This window comes from Bacillus halotolerans, assembly GCF_004006435.1.
In the GTDB taxonomy this organism is placed as follows: Bacteria; Bacillota; Bacilli; order Bacillales; family Bacillaceae; genus Bacillus; species Bacillus halotolerans.
Genome location: NZ_CP029364.1, coordinates 1466498 through 1481774, shown reverse-complemented (window position 1 = coordinate 1481774; position 15277 = coordinate 1466498). Strand labels below are relative to the sequence as shown.

At 36.5% G+C, this 15277-nt stretch carries 21 protein-coding genes and 7 tRNA genes; 22 read left to right on the top strand and 6 right to left on the bottom strand.

Annotated features, from left to right (window positions below; translation table 11 throughout):
- Window position 1: 1 nt before the first annotated feature.
- Entirely contained in the window at window positions 2-115 is a 114-nt protein-coding gene (cmpA, locus tag DIC78_RS07525) for a cortex morphogenetic protein CmpA (protein ID WP_003225207.1), read from the bottom strand.
- A gap of 103 nt (window positions 116-218) precedes the next feature.
- Here cmpA and DIC78_RS07520 point away from each other — a divergent pair, with 103 nt between their 5' ends.
- From DIC78_RS07520 to DIC78_RS07485, 8 genes are all read left to right on the top strand, one after another.
- On the top strand, window positions 219-671 hold the full coding sequence (locus DIC78_RS07520; RefSeq protein ID WP_024120307.1) for a SprT family protein: 453 nt from the start codon (window positions 219-221) through the stop codon (window positions 669-671).
- A 124-nt stretch (window positions 672-795) separates the two neighbouring features.
- A tRNA-Asn gene (locus DIC78_RS07515) sits at window positions 796-870 on the top strand.
- A 5-nt stretch (window positions 871-875) separates the two neighbouring features.
- A tRNA-Ser gene (locus DIC78_RS07510) sits at window positions 876-966 on the top strand.
- A gap of 29 nt (window positions 967-995) precedes the next feature.
- Window positions 996-1067 (top strand) — tRNA-Glu (locus DIC78_RS07505).
- 12 nt (window positions 1068-1079) lie between these two features.
- Window positions 1080-1154: transfer RNA gene (locus DIC78_RS07500), tRNA-Gln, on the top strand.
- A 27-nt stretch (window positions 1155-1181) separates the two neighbouring features.
- A tRNA-Lys gene (locus tag DIC78_RS07495) sits at window positions 1182-1257 on the top strand.
- A gap of 11 nt (window positions 1258-1268) precedes the next feature.
- Window positions 1269-1350: transfer RNA gene (locus DIC78_RS07490), tRNA-Leu, on the top strand.
- Window positions 1351-1429: 79 nt separating this feature from the next.
- Window positions 1430-1513, top strand: a tRNA-Leu gene (locus DIC78_RS07485).
- Window positions 1514-1612: 99 nt separating this feature from the next.
- Here DIC78_RS07485 and DIC78_RS07480 read toward each other — a convergent pair.
- The 3 genes from DIC78_RS07480 to DIC78_RS07470 are packed head-to-tail and all read right to left on the bottom strand — an operon-like array spanning window position 1613 to window position 3647.
- Window positions 1613-2719 (bottom strand): tyrosine-type recombinase/integrase, encoded by a 1107-nt coding sequence (locus DIC78_RS07480; protein WP_127695933.1) that lies wholly within the window; start codon window positions 2717-2719, stop codon window positions 1613-1615.
- Window positions 2720-2730: 11 nt separating this feature from the next.
- A complete protein-coding gene (locus DIC78_RS07475) occupies window positions 2731-3246 on the bottom strand; it encodes an ImmA/IrrE family metallo-endopeptidase (RefSeq protein ID WP_127695931.1) in 516 nt (171 codons plus the stop codon).
- 17 nt (window positions 3247-3263) lie between these two features.
- Window positions 3264-3647, bottom strand: coding sequence for a helix-turn-helix domain-containing protein (locus DIC78_RS07470; RefSeq protein ID WP_003328156.1), 384 nt, complete (start codon window positions 3645-3647; stop codon window positions 3264-3266).
- Between the two features lie 175 nt (window positions 3648-3822).
- Here DIC78_RS07470 and DIC78_RS07465 point away from each other — a divergent pair, with 175 nt between their 5' ends.
- The 7 genes from DIC78_RS07465 (at window position 3823) to nicK (ending at window position 8049) form a co-directional block, all read left to right on the top strand.
- On the top strand, window positions 3823-4032 hold the full coding sequence (locus DIC78_RS07465; RefSeq protein WP_127696916.1) for an ICEBs1 excisionase: 210 nt from the start codon (window positions 3823-3825) through the stop codon (window positions 4030-4032).
- Window positions 3989-4249, top strand: coding sequence for a hypothetical protein (locus tag DIC78_RS07460; protein WP_084992056.1), 261 nt, complete (start codon window positions 3989-3991; stop codon window positions 4247-4249). The genes DIC78_RS07465 and DIC78_RS07460 overlap by 44 nt, the downstream gene beginning before the upstream one ends.
- A 53-nt stretch (window positions 4250-4302) precedes the next feature.
- The gene (locus DIC78_RS07455) at window positions 4303-4563 is read left to right on the top strand and encodes a hypothetical protein (protein WP_084992058.1); all 261 of its coding nucleotides are present in this window, start codon (window positions 4303-4305) and stop codon (window positions 4561-4563) included.
- Window positions 4564-4768: 205 nt separating this feature from the next.
- On the top strand, window positions 4769-4915 hold the full coding sequence (locus DIC78_RS07450) for a hypothetical protein (RefSeq protein WP_127695929.1): 147 nt from the start codon (window positions 4769-4771) through the stop codon (window positions 4913-4915).
- Window positions 4916-4931: 16 nt separating this feature from the next.
- Window positions 4932-5306, top strand: a complete 375-nt coding sequence (locus DIC78_RS07445) for a YdcP family protein (protein WP_017418452.1) — start codon at window positions 4932-4934, stop codon at window positions 5304-5306.
- 249 nt (window positions 5307-5555) lie between these two features.
- Window positions 5556-6998 carry a coupling conjugation protein ConQ gene (gene conQ / locus DIC78_RS07440; RefSeq protein WP_127696915.1) on the top strand — a complete coding sequence of 481 codons (1443 nt, stop codon included), beginning with the start codon at window positions 5556-5558 and terminating at the stop codon, window positions 6996-6998.
- Window positions 6991-8049 carry a DNA relaxase NicK gene (nicK, locus tag DIC78_RS07435; protein WP_127695927.1) on the top strand — a complete coding sequence of 353 codons (1059 nt, stop codon included), beginning with the start codon at window positions 6991-6993 and terminating at the stop codon, window positions 8047-8049. The genes conQ and nicK overlap by 8 nt, the downstream gene beginning before the upstream one ends.
- Before the next feature lie 421 nt (window positions 8050-8470).
- Here the strand turns inward: nicK and DIC78_RS07430 are convergent, their stop codons facing one another.
- Entirely contained in the window at window positions 8471-9325 is an 855-nt protein-coding gene (locus tag DIC78_RS07430) for a hypothetical protein (RefSeq protein WP_084992065.1), read from the bottom strand.
- A gap of 130 nt (window positions 9326-9455) precedes the next feature.
- On the opposite strand from DIC78_RS07430, the gene DIC78_RS07425 reads away from it, so the two are divergent.
- Window positions 9456-9722 (top strand): hypothetical protein, encoded by a 267-nt coding sequence (locus DIC78_RS07425; RefSeq protein WP_084992067.1) that lies wholly within the window; start codon window positions 9456-9458, stop codon window positions 9720-9722.
- 103 nt (window positions 9723-9825) lie between these two features.
- On the opposite strand, the gene DIC78_RS07420 is transcribed toward DIC78_RS07425, so the two are convergent.
- Window positions 9826-10062: a hypothetical protein gene (locus DIC78_RS07420; RefSeq protein WP_084992069.1), complete on the bottom strand. Its 237-nt coding sequence runs from the start codon at window positions 10060-10062 to the stop codon at window positions 9826-9828.
- 140 nt (window positions 10063-10202) lie between these two features.
- Here DIC78_RS07420 and DIC78_RS07415 point away from each other — a divergent pair, with 140 nt between their 5' ends.
- The 6 genes from DIC78_RS07415 (at window position 10203) to conE (ending at window position 15272) form a co-directional block, all read left to right on the top strand.
- The gene (locus tag DIC78_RS07415; protein ID WP_084992071.1) at window positions 10203-10484 is read left to right on the top strand and encodes a hypothetical protein; all 282 of its coding nucleotides are present in this window, start codon (window positions 10203-10205) and stop codon (window positions 10482-10484) included.
- Window positions 10485-10850: 366 nt separating this feature from the next.
- Window positions 10851-11000 carry a hypothetical protein gene (locus DIC78_RS21565; RefSeq protein WP_164848135.1) on the top strand — a complete coding sequence of 50 codons (150 nt, stop codon included), beginning with the start codon at window positions 10851-10853 and terminating at the stop codon, window positions 10998-11000.
- A gap of 27 nt (window positions 11001-11027) precedes the next feature.
- Entirely contained in the window at window positions 11028-12092 is a 1065-nt protein-coding gene (locus tag DIC78_RS07410) for a conjugal transfer protein (RefSeq protein WP_127695925.1), read from the top strand.
- An 11-nt stretch (window positions 12093-12103) separates the two neighbouring features.
- Window positions 12104-12352 (top strand): transposon conjugation system subunit ConC, encoded by a 249-nt coding sequence (conC, locus tag DIC78_RS07405; protein ID WP_003328173.1) that lies wholly within the window; start codon window positions 12104-12106, stop codon window positions 12350-12352.
- A gap of 12 nt (window positions 12353-12364) precedes the next feature.
- Window positions 12365-12889 (top strand): conjugal transfer protein, encoded by a 525-nt coding sequence (locus tag DIC78_RS07400; RefSeq protein ID WP_084992074.1) that lies wholly within the window; start codon window positions 12365-12367, stop codon window positions 12887-12889.
- Complete coding sequence (conE, locus tag DIC78_RS07395) at window positions 12777-15272, top strand: VirB4-like ATPase ConE (RefSeq protein WP_127695923.1); 2496 nt, start codon at window positions 12777-12779, stop codon at window positions 15270-15272. The genes DIC78_RS07400 and conE overlap by 113 nt, the downstream gene beginning before the upstream one ends.
- Window positions 15273-15277 lie beyond the last annotated feature (5 nt).

Below are 15277 nucleotides of genomic sequence, written 5' to 3'. Positions count from 1 at the left end.
CTTACGAGCAGTGTTTTTTCCTATAGAAATACCAGCATTGATTCAGCAGTTTAATTTGGTAATTATCTTTTTCAAGGAACGCTTTTTGCATCTGCTTTTTCAGCCAATTTGGCATAGGCTCATTCCTCCTCAGCTTTTATCATAAGAGGGGCGGTGATTACCCTATTGTATGCGAACAGTGAATTGTCCCGTTCAATGTTTTTTTAGTGAGGTGCACCATGGATAACAAAGAGCTGCAAAAGCTTACAGAGGATATTTCTAACACATATTTCAAAAAGCCGTTTCGCCATCAGGCTGTTTTCAACGACAGACTCAAAACGACCGGCGGAAGATACCTGTTAACCTCTCATAACATCGAATTGAACAGAAAATATTTGATTGAACATGGGAGGGAGGAACTGATTGGCATTATTAAGCACGAGCTCTGCCATTATCATCTTCACCTTGAAGGAAAAGGATACAAGCACAGGGACAAAGATTTCAGAGCGCTTCTCCAGCAAGTCAATGCGCCTCGCTTCTGTACGCCTCTAAAGAAAAAAACAGAAAGCAACAAAACATATAGGTATATATGTACGGCTTGCGGCCAACAGTATATAAAGAGACGCGCCATGAATCCTGACAGATACAGATGCGGAAAATGCCGCGGGAAAATAAAAAGAATTTTTTCGTAAAAAAGGTTGACGAAACTGGCAAGCCTATGTTACATTATAAAAGTCGTCACGAGAGATAAATAAAAAAACATTTACCTCTTGACTCTGAATGACAAGTCTGATATAATGAATCTTGTCTCATTATTCCACAGTAGCTCAGTGGTAGAGCTATCGGCTGTTAACCGATCGGTCGCAGGTTCGAATCCTGCCTGTGGAGCCATATTTGGAGAAGTACTCAAGTGGCTGAAGAGGCGCCCCTGCTAAGGGTGTAGGTCGCGTAAGCGGCGCGAGGGTTCAAATCCCTCCTTCTCCGCCATAAGATTGCGATATAAGTTCTCAACCATCGGCCCGTTGGTCAAGCGGTTAAGACACCGCCCTTTCACGGCGGTAACACGGGTTCGAATCCCGTACGGGTCATTCCATTTTCGTTGGGCTATAGCCAAGCGGTAAGGCAACGGACTTTGACTCCGTCATGCGTTGGTTCGAATCCAGCTAGCCCAGCCATTTTTATTTTATGAAATTAAATAGTAAGAGCCATTAGCTCAGTTGGTAGAGCATCTGACTTTTAATCAGAGGGTCGAAGGTTCGAGTCCTTCATGGCTCACCATTTGTCTTTTTGCGGGTGTGGCGGAATTGGCAGACGCGCTAGACTTAGGATCTAGTGTCTTACGACGTGGGGGTTCGAGTCCCTTCACCCGCACTTTATTTACGAAGTGCACGCAAATTGGTTTTACTAGGTTAAGAGCCTACTAAACCAGCACAAACAATTTAATGATCACGCGGTCGTGGCGGAATGGCAGACGCGCTAGGTTGAGGGCCTAGTGGGTGAATAACCCGTGGAGGTTCAAGTCCTCTCGGCCGCATCCCAATAATACCAAGGGTTTAACCACCTTTGGTATTATTTTTTTGTGAGGAAAATACGGCTATGGGAGAAGACTTGCTCACCAAAACTCACCAGTTACTTAAAGTAAGTCATCCAAACGATCGGCGGTTTCTTTCTGTTTATTAGGAAAAAGGTGTCCGTAAGTATTCATTGTAAAAGAAACGGAACTATGCCCTAATCGTTCTTTAATTACTAAATAATCTTCCCCTTGATGGATAAGCAAGGCTACATGTGAATGCCTCAAATCATGGAAACGGATAGGCTCAACATTTCCTCTTTGACAAATCTGTTTTATTTTCCTGCTGAAAATATCTTTAGTAGGTGGTCTGTCTTTGTATTGGAACATATAAGTTTCTTCTGATTGATGAATTCCTAATTCATCAAAGATTTCCTTCTGGTGTTGTCTCCATTCGTCAAGCAATGTTATAAGTTTTGAATTGATACTTATACGGCGAATAGAATTTTTAGTTTTTGGAGGTGTAATTATATATTCTTGATTTATATATGTTAAAGCTTTGTACACATTGATTTCTCTTCTAAACTTGTCTAAATCTTTCCATTGAAGCGCTAAAATTTCTCCTAAGCGCATTCCTGTCAGATAATCAGTAGTATAGAATACTTTAAAAATAAATTCGTCTTTTTCTATGAGACTAATAAATTCTTTGAACTGACCGGGAGTCCAAAATTTCATCTGTTTTTTGACAACACTTAAATTTTTTACCTTTGCACATGGATTTTTGATTAAAACATCCTCAACGATACCTATATCAAAAATTTTGCTGAGAATAATCATTGTGTTGTTAATTGTTTTGTTTTCAAGTCCTTTATCAATTAGTGACTTTTGAAAGTCTTGAATTTCGTTATGAGTAACTTTTTTGACAATACAATTTTCAAAATGAGGTATGATATGTTTTTCTATTGTATATTTTTCAATATTATAATAATTAGGCTTATGGTGAAGCTTACATTGCTCCAAATAAATACTTACTAGTGTAGAGAAACTGACTTCCTTATGGCTTGTTAGCAAACCATCACTGTGTGCTTTTTTTATTGCATGATACATTTCTTCAGCATGCTTTTTCGTTTTTAAGGTCATTGTTTTTCTTTTGCGTTTTCCTGTTACTGGATCAAAACCAAGACTAACGTCGATTCTATATCTCCCATCTTTAGTTTTCCTTATAGACATTATTTTGCTCCTTAGAATTGTGCTATTAGTTTATTATCGAAAACGTTGAAGCCTCTTGAAGAAGAAAATTTCAGTTGCTCAATTTTATGTTTGATTACAAAAGTAGGGACTTTAAAATAAGTTGCAATGTCGTTTAACGTATATTCATTGAAATTGATATTTGCATCTTGAATCATTTTATCAGTCACCAAAAGTTCAGAAGCGAATATGTTGGCCTGACGTTCTAACTTTTCTTCCAAGATGAGTGAACAATTCGATAATTTAAAAGAATTCAATTTCTTGTGGAGAAAAAAGTGCCCAAGTTCATGGGCAATAATAAAATTTCTGTAACTGGCATTTTCATTGATGTGAATAATGTACTCATCTTCCTCTTCACAGTATTGAAGGAAGCCATTTACGTTGCCTAAGTTACTTTCTAAATGAAAAATTCTTAAATTGTTACAAATGATACTTACATTGTTTGTTTTATTTTTTTTAATAATTTCTTGTGCTTTGTGTTTTATACTTTTTGAAGTGTAAATGTTCATCACTCTTTCAATGTTTATTATTTGTCTTTGCGCTTCATTTCGTTAACAAACCGGACTCCATTCTTTAATGCTTTTTTTATTAATTCAGCTGTTTCTTCGTCAATATCACCATTTTTCATAAAGAGAAGTGTTTCTTCGTCTTTAAGTTCCTCAATTGCTTCATTAAATGCTTTTTCTAGATTAGAGTTTTTCTTTTGTGGAGGTTGAGGTCTATCTAATAAGAAATCAATAGATACATCAAAATAATTTGCAATCTTACTTAATGTTTCACTTGTAGGTAGGATTTCATCTTTCTCAAACCTTGTTATGGAACTTTGACTTAAAAATAATTTTTCAGCTAATTCTTTTTGGGTTAATCCTCTTTGTTTTCTCAAAGTTTTTAATTTATGACCAAAACTCATTTTTAAGACCTCATTTTTATTTTTATATTACAACTAGTCATATTTTTTTAAAAGAAAATATGCGTATTTTGCATTTTTTGTGTTGACATTATGCGTATAGTCATTTATTATATAAGTAGTTAATGATTATACGCATTTTTTCGGGGGTGATAATTTGAATGAGTTTCTGACTGCAATGGATATTCAAAATATTTTAGGTGTAAAGCAAGCAAAAGCATATGAAATAATTCGATTACTTAATAAAGAAATGGAGAAGGACGGCTATATGGTCATTCAAGGTAAAGTTAATCGTGCAAAATTTGAAGAACGTTATTGTTATAAAAGCAGAAGACAGGAACAGGATGATCATCATGAACCTAAGCCAAACTCATTCATTTATGCGTAAAGCAATTCCTTTGGCCAATCAAATGGAAGGTGATTGGATAGCGCGAATGAAGGTTGCTCTTAATTCGATCATCATAGATCATTATTTAAACCTTCCTTTAACATATGAAAATGTTAATGAACTACTGCGGAAAGGCGTTTCGTATCGCAGGATATGTAAGCATTATGGTATTGGAAGAAAAGACATTGAAAAGCTGCGGCAATCGTCCATAGTGTGACGCTATATACCATTATAGGGAGCCGTTATAAACTCTTTGAAAGGGGGGATGCGATGAAAATAAGGGTGAATGCAACAATCATCACTGATGTTGAAGCTTTAAAGGCTGATAGGGATTTGAAGCACTTTAAAGATTATGCCACTTGTGAAACATTTGTTGTTGATGCTGATAATTATTTGAAGGCTAATGAAGAAATATCTGAGCTGTTAAATGGCTGGAATTGGTGGTGTATCTGGTCTACTCGTCCATTGAGTAAGAAGGATAACCAAGTGTTTACTTTGTATAACGATGATCTGTATAACTTATGTCGCTAGGAGTGTTTGTTCCTTGAAAACTACATATAAACAAAGAAAGCGCCTTGACGAATAATCATCAAGAACGCCGGAAAATAAAAACTAGTCACTTTTATTATACGGTAATTTTGTTGAAATGTCATGCGTGAGTATTTGAGTGATGAACAGCAATCACTTTAAATGCTGTAGCAGGCTAGAATAAGCGTGCGGAATAGCTGTAGTCAGCTTGATGGCTATAAATAGCCTACTAGGTTGCCACGAGGGCATAAAGCCGTTAGCAACTGATAAGCGCCAAGATGGATACAGAACCGGAGCGAATTCAAAATATAAAATCGAAATTGATGATCGTTTGAAAATAAATAATAAAAAATGAAATGGGGATATGAAAAATGAACTTAAACTTTATCGTGCCGGATATTAATATGACTTTTGGTGAACTGAAATTTTTAGGGTTAAATCGTGAGCGCTATGCCTATGTGGATGGAAAAAGAACGGATACTTTGGAATCGAGGATTTATAATCTAGGATCAAGTGTGCAAGGCGGGCAGATCGAAGTGACAATTCCTGCTTATGTGGATTTGAAGGAATTTGATTTCTTTAAGGATGTTGAATTGAAAAATCCAAAAATCATGGCTTCTGCTAGAGCAAACGGGAATTTTGCTAATGTTAACTGGACTGTCGAAGCAGAAGATCTCGTATTAAAAGGCACTGGGTCTAGTCCTGCAAACAAAACAGTAACACCAGGAACTTCTGATAAGAAATAATTTATAAATCGAGTACAGTTATTTTGATTATGTTGAAGAAAACGGAGGTAATGGCGAAGTGAAGACCGTTAAATCTGTGTACTTTGAGAATGTCGTTATCCCTACAATTGAACTTGGCGAATGTCATTGTTGCGAGGAGGACAATGCCGTAGAGTATTATCAAGAAGAAGTGCCGAGAGGTTATGTGTGGGAAATGTATTGTCACTCTTGTAGAGAAAAATCATCGGGGTATGAATTCTAATGATCAATATTAGTGATTTCTTTAATAAAAGGTTTTGGAAGTACAGGGGCAAACGAATCCGCCCGTACATGAGAAACAACGTAAAATTAGCAGGCGCAATTATCTTTGTGCCTGTTTTTTTATTGTCTATGTTCCTCTTTTGGAGAGAACAACTGATTCATTTTGATATAACTCGATTAATAAAACATTTTGAGTGGAACGTGCCTTTAATCATCAAAAGCGTTTTATTCTCACTGTTAATTGCTGTTGGAAGCATAGCTGCATCTTATTTTCTTTTCTTTGATAGCTATAAGAAAATTCTTCACAGGCAAAAAATTGCTAAGATGATTTTCTCTAATAAGTTTTACGAAAAAGAAAATGTGAAAGTAAGAAAACTCTTTTCAAATGAAACTGACTCAAAGGAAAAAATCACATACTTTCCTAGAATGTATTATAGGGTCAAAAACAACCATATTTATATCCGTATTGCTATGGACATGAGCCGTTTTCAGAATCGCTTCCTAGACTTAGGAAAGGATTTGGAAAACGGCTTATTTTGTGACCTGGTGGATAAGCAAATGGAAGAAGGTTTTGTATGCTTTAAGCTTCTTTACGATGTGAAAAAGAATCGTATTTCCATTGATGATACAGTAGCTGAGAATGGAGTCCTTCCGTTAATGAAGCATATTTCATGGCAATTTGATAAGTTGCCGCACATGCTTATTGCGGGTGGTACAGGTGGAGGAAAAACATACTTCATGCTAACGATTATTAAAGCATGTGTTGGACTGGGGGCAGATGTAAGAATATTGGACCCTAAAAATGCAGATTTAGCAGACTTGGAAGAAGTCCTTCCGAAAAAGGTTTATTCCCAAAAGAATGGCATTCTTATGTGCCTGAGAAAGTCTGTAGATGGCATGATGGAACGAATGGATGAAATGAAGCAAATGCCTAACTATAAGACAGGTGAAAACTATGCCTATTTAGGCTTAAAACCTGTTTTTATCTTCTTTGATGAATATGTGGCGTTTATGGATTTGTTAGATATGAAAGAAAGAAATGAAGCCCTTTCTTATATGAAGCAGTTAGTCATGTTGGGGAGACAGGCGGGGTATTTTCTCGTTTTAGGCGCACAACGTCCAGATGCAAAATATTTAGCTGACGGTATTCGTGATCAGTTTAGCTTCCGTGTGTCATTAGGTCTAATGTCCGAGACTGGATACGGAATGATGTTCGGCGATGTTGATAAGGCATTTGTTAATAAAAAAGAGACAGGGCGAGGATATGCCAATGTTGGCACAGGTTCTGTGTTGGAGTTTTACAGTCCAATTGTGTCGAAAGGATATGATTTCATGTCATCTATTAAAAATGCGCTGGTTGGAGTCGAGGGAGCGCAGGCGACGGCAGTCGCCAGCGGCAGCGTAAGCGACCAGACGGCCAGCGGCGAAGGAGTGAGCGAAGCGAATGGATGAGCTAAAACAACCCCCCCATGCTAACAGGGGGGTAGTAATCGTAAAAGAAAAAAATGAAACCGTTGAAAGCCCTTTGGTATCAATGGTTGACTATATTCGAGTCTCTTTTAAAACTCATGATGTTGATCGAATTATTGAAGAGGTTCTTCACCTTAGCAAAGACTTTATGACTGAGAAACAATCTGGTTTTTATGGCTACGTTGGAACGTATGAACTGGACTATATCAAAGTTTTTTATTCTGCGCCGGATGATAACAGAGGTGTTTTGATAGAAATGTCGGGTCAAGGTTGCCGTCAATTTGAATCCTTCTTGGAATGCCGGAAGAAAACATGGTACGACTTCTTTCAAGATTGCATGCAACAAGGCGGTTCGTTCACTCGCTTTGATTTAGCTATTGATGATAAAAAGACATACTTTTCTATACCACAACTGTTAAAGAAAGCCCAAAAGGGCGAATGTATTTCACGATTTAGAAAATCGGATTTCAATGGCTCCTTTGATCTATCTGATGGCATTACAGGTGGAACGACAATATATTTCGGTTCTAAAAAGTCAGAAGCGTACCTTTGCTTTTATGAGAAAAACTATGAACAAGCAGAAAAGTATAACATTCCGTTAGAAGAACTAGGCGATTGGAATCGTTATGAATTGCGGCTTAAAAATGAACGTGCACAAGTGGCTATAGATGCTTTATTGAAAACAAAGGATTTAACCTTAATCGCTATGCAGATCATTAATAACTATGTAAGGTTCGTTGATGCTGATGAAAACATCACTAGAGAGCATTGGAAAACGAGCCTTTTTTGGTCTGATTTTATAGGTGATGTTGGGAGACTCCCTTTGTACGTCAAACCACAAAAAGACTTCTATCAGAAATCAAGAAACTGGCTTCGTAACTCTTGTGCTCCCACTATGAAAATGGTGCTTGAAGCTGATGAACATTTAGGGAAAACCGATCTGTCAGATATGATTGCAGAAGCTGAACTGGCAGACAAACATAAAAAAATGTTAGATGTGTATATGGCCGATGTTGCTGACATGGTCGTTTAAAAACAAGCTGCTAAACCTTTATAAACACAGGTGATGCGATTAAACGTATGTGTCAACGGTACCGGAACGTAGTGAGGATAAGGAGTTGACATATTCAGCGCCACCCAAACCCTCTTGGCATTGAACAAACAACCGTTTGTTCCTGCCTACCGGCGAGGGAGTCCCCCGATGATTCGGGGGAATAGGGGGCTAGATAATTATTTTTCAAAATATATGGGGTGATTAAGACTGAATAAATTAATAGTGATAGCAGAGAGAGCTTATGTTTTCCTTTGGATTGTGAACTATTTATTATGGTCATTTGTCACTTTTTTGATTTTGTATCAATCCGTGTATTTACGTAATTTTGTTTATGCATTCGCCAGTTTAATTTTATTTGCTGTGCTTTCAAGCTACCATGTATTAAAAGTTTATAAAAAACTTAAATTAAAAACTGAAACAACAAAGGAATAATAAACAACAGTAATATAGCAATCACAAAAGTGTATTTTGCTTTCGTGGAAAAAAAACGCTCTTTTATAAGTAACATCTTTAATAAATAGGTTGCAACTATTAAAGAAGCGACTATAAGTAAGCCCATTAAGAAAGGAGGAGTTATCTCTAGTAAAGAATGAATTGTGACGTTTTCTTCTGGATTAGGAGCTTCATTAACAATTTTAAGGAACTCGTCACCTAAGTTCATAGTTTTAAAAACAGTGAGAGTAAGGAAAGCTCCTATATTTATAAATAAAAGATATATCCAAGTAAAGATGTTTTGAATAGATAATTTCTTCGAAGAAAGTAACAGCAAGTTTAAAAACAAAGCAATACTTAATCCGAAAATTAGATGTAGAGTTAGCTGCCCAATACTTTGAAATGCATTCATTACGGAAAGTTCAAATGTTTGTATTTTGCTCATAATACCTTTATGTGAATCCCAAGCTGAAGAAATGTTATTAATCATAATGATAGCGCCTGTTAGGTAAATAATGGTTATGAAAACTTTATCAATGTTGCTAGAAAAACGCTCAAACTTTAACTTTTTTTGTTTAGCTTTTTCCAGTTGGTTTTGCAAAAAGAAGTATTCTTCAGTTTCCTTATTATGTACTACATTAATATTCATCTCATTATAAAAGCCATGTTGAGTGTAATTTGTGACTTTACTGTATTCGTTTTGGGTGCTCATTTCATTTTTTTGCAACACGTATTGCCTATAGGTAATAACGAAGGACACAACAGGAATGATCATTTCGACAAAAAAAGTTGCCCAGTTTTGCAATTGATTAACAAATAACATCCATAAAATCCCTTTCTTTTTTGGTATATACTACACCAATACCTAAAACTGGTCAATTTCCCTTTTGCAACTTTTGTCGAAATTTGACGTGAAGTTCGGTAAACATAAAGTACTAACTTGGAGGGATAAGATGTTTAACATTAATCTGTTGAATAAGGCTCGACTGGAAAGTGATTTGGAGTCTCTTGGCTGTTTGTGTATTGCTGAGGAACTCATTGAAAAAATGATGGAAGATGTCTTTTACAGTGATGTTGCTCAAAGAGTCATAGTTCAAACTCTTGCGGTTATAGATAACGTGAATGCCAAACTTCAAGCCACATTCAACATACTGGAGGATGAAGATACCGAGACAGATGAAAGAATTGTAGAGTTTGAAGGAATTAGCTACTACCAATAAGGGGTGAAAATGTGCGGTATTTGCTGTCAGTAGTAATGTGCAAATAAAAAAGAATCTCTAGTTATAGAGACTCTTAATGCTTAGATAGTCTGAAATTAGTTTGTTAGTTTTTAACGCTATCGTCATCTTCAAGCCATTTGTCGACTTTATCTTCAAAGTTTTTCATTTCTTTCTTTGACATAGTAAAAGGAGCAAAAATTATATAGCCTAGAATGGCGGAAGAACCGAGCCAGATTATAAAATCGAATATGCCGTCAGTTTGTTTCCAAAAAAATAAAAAGTTAATTAGCATTGCACCTATAACGGTGCTTATAATTCCTTTCAAAGTTGATTTATTCAAGATATCACTCCAGTAATATAAAATTTTCTTTAATTATACCATCAAAGTTAAAATATACTATTTATTTCAACAATTTTTAAGAAATGGTTAAAGTACAGATGGCGTAAGGTGGATTGAAAAATAGGAGGTGGAAATGTGCAGTGTCTGCTGTAGATAAACGATTCAGAAGCTTAGGTTTTAATGTGGGTATTCCCTCTTTAGTTTTTGTGAGAAGTTTAAGCAGAGATTGCATGTTGGTTGTCGAAGGAAAAAGAGTAAAAGGATTTTCTGAGTATCGTTATACATTCTATAAGACAAGATACTTGCCGGACGGTCGAATGACTAGCTTAAAAGTTTATATGGAGAATCAAAGCATCAAAAGGGTGTTACATCGTGTAGCATCCTTTTTATTATTTCTAGAAAAAACAAAGCAGATTTCATGAAAAGGGAGTGGTAAAAAGGAGTATGTTATACTCATGATGGAAATATGTAATCAAGTTAGAGGGAGTTTTGTGAATGTATTGGTGGAAATGGGTAAATATAGTTTGTGTAGTAACGCTAATTTTAGTCATTGGTATTAAGCTATTAACTGATCAACAGGTAAGTACACCTCTATTAGTATTTTCATCTATTGTTATTCTGAGTAGCATATTAAGATTTATTGGGAAAAAGCCTTCATATGAAGCAAATTAAATAATCTATAATCATCAGTTCAAATGTGATGAACAAGTAAGGATGTTACAACATGTAGCATCCTTTTTATTATTCCTTGAAAAAACAAAACAGGTTTAAAGAAAGCGAGGTCTTTCATGAAACAGAGTGTTGAGGTTGTTGAAATTAAAGGTAAGCCAGTGGAAGTGATCGTGACGGAGTTAAACGAACCGAACTATGAAAAAATGGCGAGAGCCATCCTGAAAATGACAAGAAACATAAAAGTTAACCAGGAGGAAAGTGCTTAGAAATCTATGAAAGGAGAGTGAATCGAATTGCTTCATAAAGAAATTGGCTCGGATAAAAAAGAAGAGTCGTTTTTTCGGTCTGCCTTTCAAAAACTGAAACGAATTGAAAGACCGGAAAAAGACAAACAGAAAGTTCCTCGTGACAGGTCAAAGCTGATAGCCGTCACATTATGGTCTTGTGTAGGGGGCTTGCTGTTTATATGTCTGCTTGCTGTGCTTCTGTCAATTAATACTCGATCCCAACTTAATGACATGAAAGACGAAGCGAATAAGCCAACAAATGAAGATAAACAAAAAATTTCGGTGACTGCTGCTGAAAACTTTCTGTCAGGGTTCATCAATGAATATGTGAATGTGAAGAACGATCAAGAATCTATTGAAAAACGCATGCAGAGCCTTGAAAGCTACATGGTGAAACAGGAAGATAACCATTTTGAGGATGAAGATCGTTTTAATGTGGATGGCTTAAAAGGTGATCGAGAGTTAAAGGGTTACAGCTTATATAACGTGAAAGAAGGTGATAAAAACAGCCTTTTTCAATATAAGGTCACATATGAAAATCTCTACCCTGTAGAGAAGGAAGTTGAAAAAGAAGTTAAAGACGGAAAGAAAAAAAAGAAGGTGAAAGAAAAGGTTAAAACAAACGAGAAATCTGAAAAACAAATGTTGCTGAACATTCCAGTCACAAATAAAGGTGATTCCTTTGCGGTGTCTGCTGTTCCTTACTTTACACAGATTTATGATCTGAAAGGCAATATTGCTTCTGAGGGCAAAGAAGACACTAGAGACGAATATGCAGGCGAGAAAAAAGAATCTATCGAATCATTTCTTCATACTTTCTTCGAGAAATACGCTTCTGAAAAGAAAGAAGAAATGGTTTATATGATGAAAAAGCCGGAAGCGTTGGAAGGAAACTTGTTATTTGGGGAAGTGCAGTCAATGAAAATCTTCGAGACGAAAAAAGGTTTCGAGGTTTTTTGTGCTGTTCGATTTAAGGAAAAAGAAAATGATATTCCCGTAAATGAAAAATTTAGTTTAGAGATTGCGGAAAACAGTGGTCAGTTTTATGTAAATAAACTCAAACATCAATAGGAGGTTTAAATATGGATTTCATGAATTTCTTTATTCTTGGCGCAGACCTTCCAACACTTGGAGGGGTAAAAGGATGGGCATCAGATGTTGTTATCCAATTCATTACGATCGTGGTCATGTTCATAGCCGCAAAGAATCTTATGAAATTAAAAATGGGCGGCATTATCTTTGTTTGTTGTATTGGCAGTGCGGTGACGTGGGTTATTAAGCACTGGTCAGAATTCTCCGGCTGGATCAATGCGCTAATGGAAAAATTGTAAGGGGGCATCTGAATGGGGCGTCTGGTGTTCAACTACCGGAAGGCAATGAGAGAGCCGAAAAAAATTCAGCAATTAACTGAAAATTATTCGTTACCCTTTGCAGTTGAGTTAATACCGGCTATTAACTATTTCATTTTTGTTGGTCTCTGCTTTGGATTTTGGTACGGTGTGAGGATGATTTTTCCTCACGCTTTTGATAACAGTTTCGTCATCGTGATTTTTGGAATACCGATTTTTTTAACAATGCTTGTTACGAAAATAAAGCCGGAAGGCAAAAACATCTATTTATACTTCATTGATTTTGCAAAGTATTACTTCTTCATCAAGCTTCCACAAAAGAAGTTTTGCAATGACCGAAAGGTTGATTTAAGTAATGAAAAACAAATTGAGTTTCGAAAACTTGTGAAGGTGGTGGATTATTCGAATGAGACTAAAAACGCCTATGAAGGCAATACACAAGAATTTGCTGTTAACAAGAACGGACGACGTGTGGGCGTACTACCGAATAAAAAGCAATTCGATCCCTATGCAAAATAAAGAAAAAGTTGAATCGTATAAAAAGAAGTGGCAGCATCTTTTCGAAGAAATAACATCTTATGAGGATTTTCACTTGATGATGTATCCAAGTGAGTATGAATTAGAAAAACGATTTAAGGATTTAGAAACAGATATTGCGGCAGATGCAATGGATGTGGCACGTTACTACAATGAAGAAACGGTAAGGCTGTTAGAACAGCGATTAGGAAGGCTGACAAAGTATGACTTCATTTTAGGTGTAAAACTGAAAAGCAGTCTTGTAAATATTAGTGTCGAACTTAAAGACAACATACTCTCTTTTTTCAATACAGCGACTGATACAGTCGTGAAAATGCTCGGGTGGGAACAAAATGTTTCCACCTCTTTTTTTGAAAAATATGAAGAAGTCGAAGAAACACTAGCGAATATCATGGCTTCTGTTCGCGGAGAACGGCTTTCAGAAACAGAAATGACATACATTAACCGTTATCACTTTGTGCGTGGGTTAAAGCACCAAACGAATGAAGAAAGTGAGATAAAGGATGTTCGCTCTATTACAAACACGATCATAGACCCCACTGACCCATCAGTTTTGCATTTGCATAGTGATCAAGATGAAGGCTATTCAGCTTTTGTCGTGATTGACGAATTTCTCCACAATATGTCGGAAAGTGATTTGTTTTATGAAGCACAGTCTCTTCCCTTCCCTGTTGAAGTTCAGATGAAAATTCAAACGGAATCAAAGTCCATTACCAAGCCTGCTCTCAACCTCAAAAGACAGCAATTGAAAGAAGAACAAAAAGAACAACAAAGCACAGGCGATCGAAGTGATGTTTCCACTGTCACAAGTGCCACAATGATAAGGCATTTACAAGATGAAATAAAGAAAGAAGATGTGCATGTGATGAACTGGCTGTCTGTGATAGTCGTTCATGGAAAGACAAAAAAAGAATGTGTGGGGAAAGCAACGATTGTCAAAAGGCATTTAAAAGGCGCTGGCATTACGTGTCGGCTTCCGGTGGCTGATCAACTGAACCTTTTTTATAAGATGCTTCCCGGTGAAAAGTTAGACATAACCGATAAGAACTGGATTCAAAAAACAACGCAAGATGGAGTTGCAGAAGGTCTGTTTGCTGTTAACTCTGATATTGGTTCGAAAATCGGTTTCTTTCTCGGTTGGGTTGATCGTTTCCAAGAACACACCGACTTAGAAAGTGCTATTATGTCCAGCCGTGATTTTGTCTTATTCCACCCTTTCTTAGCGAATCAACAATTAAAGGGTTCAAAGACACGTTCTCCCCACTGCTTAATCACAGGAGACACAGGAAACGGCAAGTCGTATTTAGCAAAATTGATCTTCAACTATATCAGCATGTTAAACATCAAATCTCTGTATATAGACCCTAAAAAGGAAATGAGAAAGTGGATTCAAAGAGTCTTGAATGATGAGTACATTCGAGAGAATTTCCCTTTATATATTGCACATTTAGAGAAATACAACTATATCACACTAGATAATGAAAACACGCACAACTGGGGAGCGCTTGACCCTATCTCCTTTCTCCCTCCTATGAAAGCGAAAGAGCTAGTTCAAGTCATTTTTGAACAAGTATATGACTTTAAAGGGAAAGACGATGTGAACACAGCTTTCCTTCGTGCTACGTCAGAAGTAATTGAGGCGAAACAGAAAGGTGAACAGGTCGGCTCACTTGATATTATTCGGAAGATGCAGAAACATCCGGAAGAAGCTGTACAAAAGGCTGGCGACTACTTAAATGAGGTTGTGTCAGATTCCATTTTGAAACTTTGTATTCATGATGGTTCAAACCCTGCATTGTCTCTTGAAAAACGAATCACCATTTTAGAAGTTGAAAATATGGATTTACCGGATCATGCTGAGCGACTTGAAAACTATACCATATCACAATTAAAGTCTAGTGCCGTCATGTTTGCGCTTGGTAAGTTCTGCGAACTATTCGGTATGAATCAAGATGAACAAACTGTTGAATTTATAGATGAAGCATGGATATTCACCACTTCCCAACAAGGAAAAAAAGTAGAAAGACAAATGCGCCGGATTGGTCGCTCATACAACAATGCGGAATACTTCATTTCCCAATCTACAAAAGACGCTTTAAAAGAAGAGGATTCTGGAAACTTCGGCGTTGCCTTTGCCTTTGATGAACCGAATGAGCGTGAAGAAGTGTTGAAATGGATGAACATGGAGGTCACAAAAGAAAATAAAAAAATGATGGAATCCATGTTCCAAGGTCAATGCTTATTTAAAGATTACTATGGCCGTACCTCCAAAATCTCAATAGAATGCCTATTCGAAGAATGGCAAGGTGCTCTGAAAACAGTTGAGAAAAAAGCTGTCGCATATGCGGAAGAAAAATATTTGTAAAAGGG

Excerpts from the sequence above, each read along its gene's own strand:
- cmpA (WP_003225207.1), bottom strand. The coding sequence starts at position 115 with ATGCCAAATTGGCTGAAAAAGCAGATGCAAAAAGCGTTCCTTGAAAAA.
- DIC78_RS07520 (WP_024120307.1), top strand. The coding sequence starts at position 219 with ATGGATAACAAAGAGCTGCAAAAGCTTACAGAGGATATTTCTAACACA.
- DIC78_RS07480 (WP_127695933.1), bottom strand. The coding sequence starts at position 2,719 with ATGTCTATAAGGAAAACTAAAGATGGGAGATATAGAATCGACGTTAGT.
- DIC78_RS07475 (WP_127695931.1), bottom strand. The coding sequence starts at position 3,246 with ATGAACATTTACACTTCAAAAAGTATAAAACACAAAGCACAAGAAATT.
- DIC78_RS07470 (WP_003328156.1), bottom strand. The coding sequence starts at position 3,647 with ATGAGTTTTGGTCATAAATTAAAAACTTTGAGAAAACAAAGAGGATTA.
- DIC78_RS07465 (WP_127696916.1), top strand. The coding sequence starts at position 3,823 with ATGGATATTCAAAATATTTTAGGTGTAAAGCAAGCAAAAGCATATGAA.
- DIC78_RS07460 (WP_084992056.1), top strand. The coding sequence starts at position 3,989 with ATGATCATCATGAACCTAAGCCAAACTCATTCATTTATGCGTAAAGCA.
- DIC78_RS07455 (WP_084992058.1), top strand. The coding sequence starts at position 4,303 with ATGAAAATAAGGGTGAATGCAACAATCATCACTGATGTTGAAGCTTTA.
- DIC78_RS07445 (WP_017418452.1), top strand. The coding sequence starts at position 4,932 with ATGAACTTAAACTTTATCGTGCCGGATATTAATATGACTTTTGGTGAA.
- nicK (WP_127695927.1), top strand. The coding sequence starts at position 6,991 with ATGGATGAGCTAAAACAACCCCCCCATGCTAACAGGGGGGTAGTAATC.
- DIC78_RS07430 (WP_084992065.1), bottom strand. The coding sequence starts at position 9,325 with ATGTTATTTGTTAATCAATTGCAAAACTGGGCAACTTTTTTTGTCGAA.
- DIC78_RS07425 (WP_084992067.1), top strand. The coding sequence starts at position 9,456 with ATGTTTAACATTAATCTGTTGAATAAGGCTCGACTGGAAAGTGATTTG.
- DIC78_RS21565 (WP_164848135.1), top strand. The coding sequence starts at position 10,851 with ATGAAACAGAGTGTTGAGGTTGTTGAAATTAAAGGTAAGCCAGTGGAA.
- conC (WP_003328173.1), top strand. The coding sequence starts at position 12,104 with ATGGATTTCATGAATTTCTTTATTCTTGGCGCAGACCTTCCAACACTT.
- DIC78_RS07400 (WP_084992074.1), top strand. The coding sequence starts at position 12,365 with ATGGGGCGTCTGGTGTTCAACTACCGGAAGGCAATGAGAGAGCCGAAA.
- conE (WP_127695923.1), top strand. The coding sequence starts at position 12,777 with ATGAGACTAAAAACGCCTATGAAGGCAATACACAAGAATTTGCTGTTA.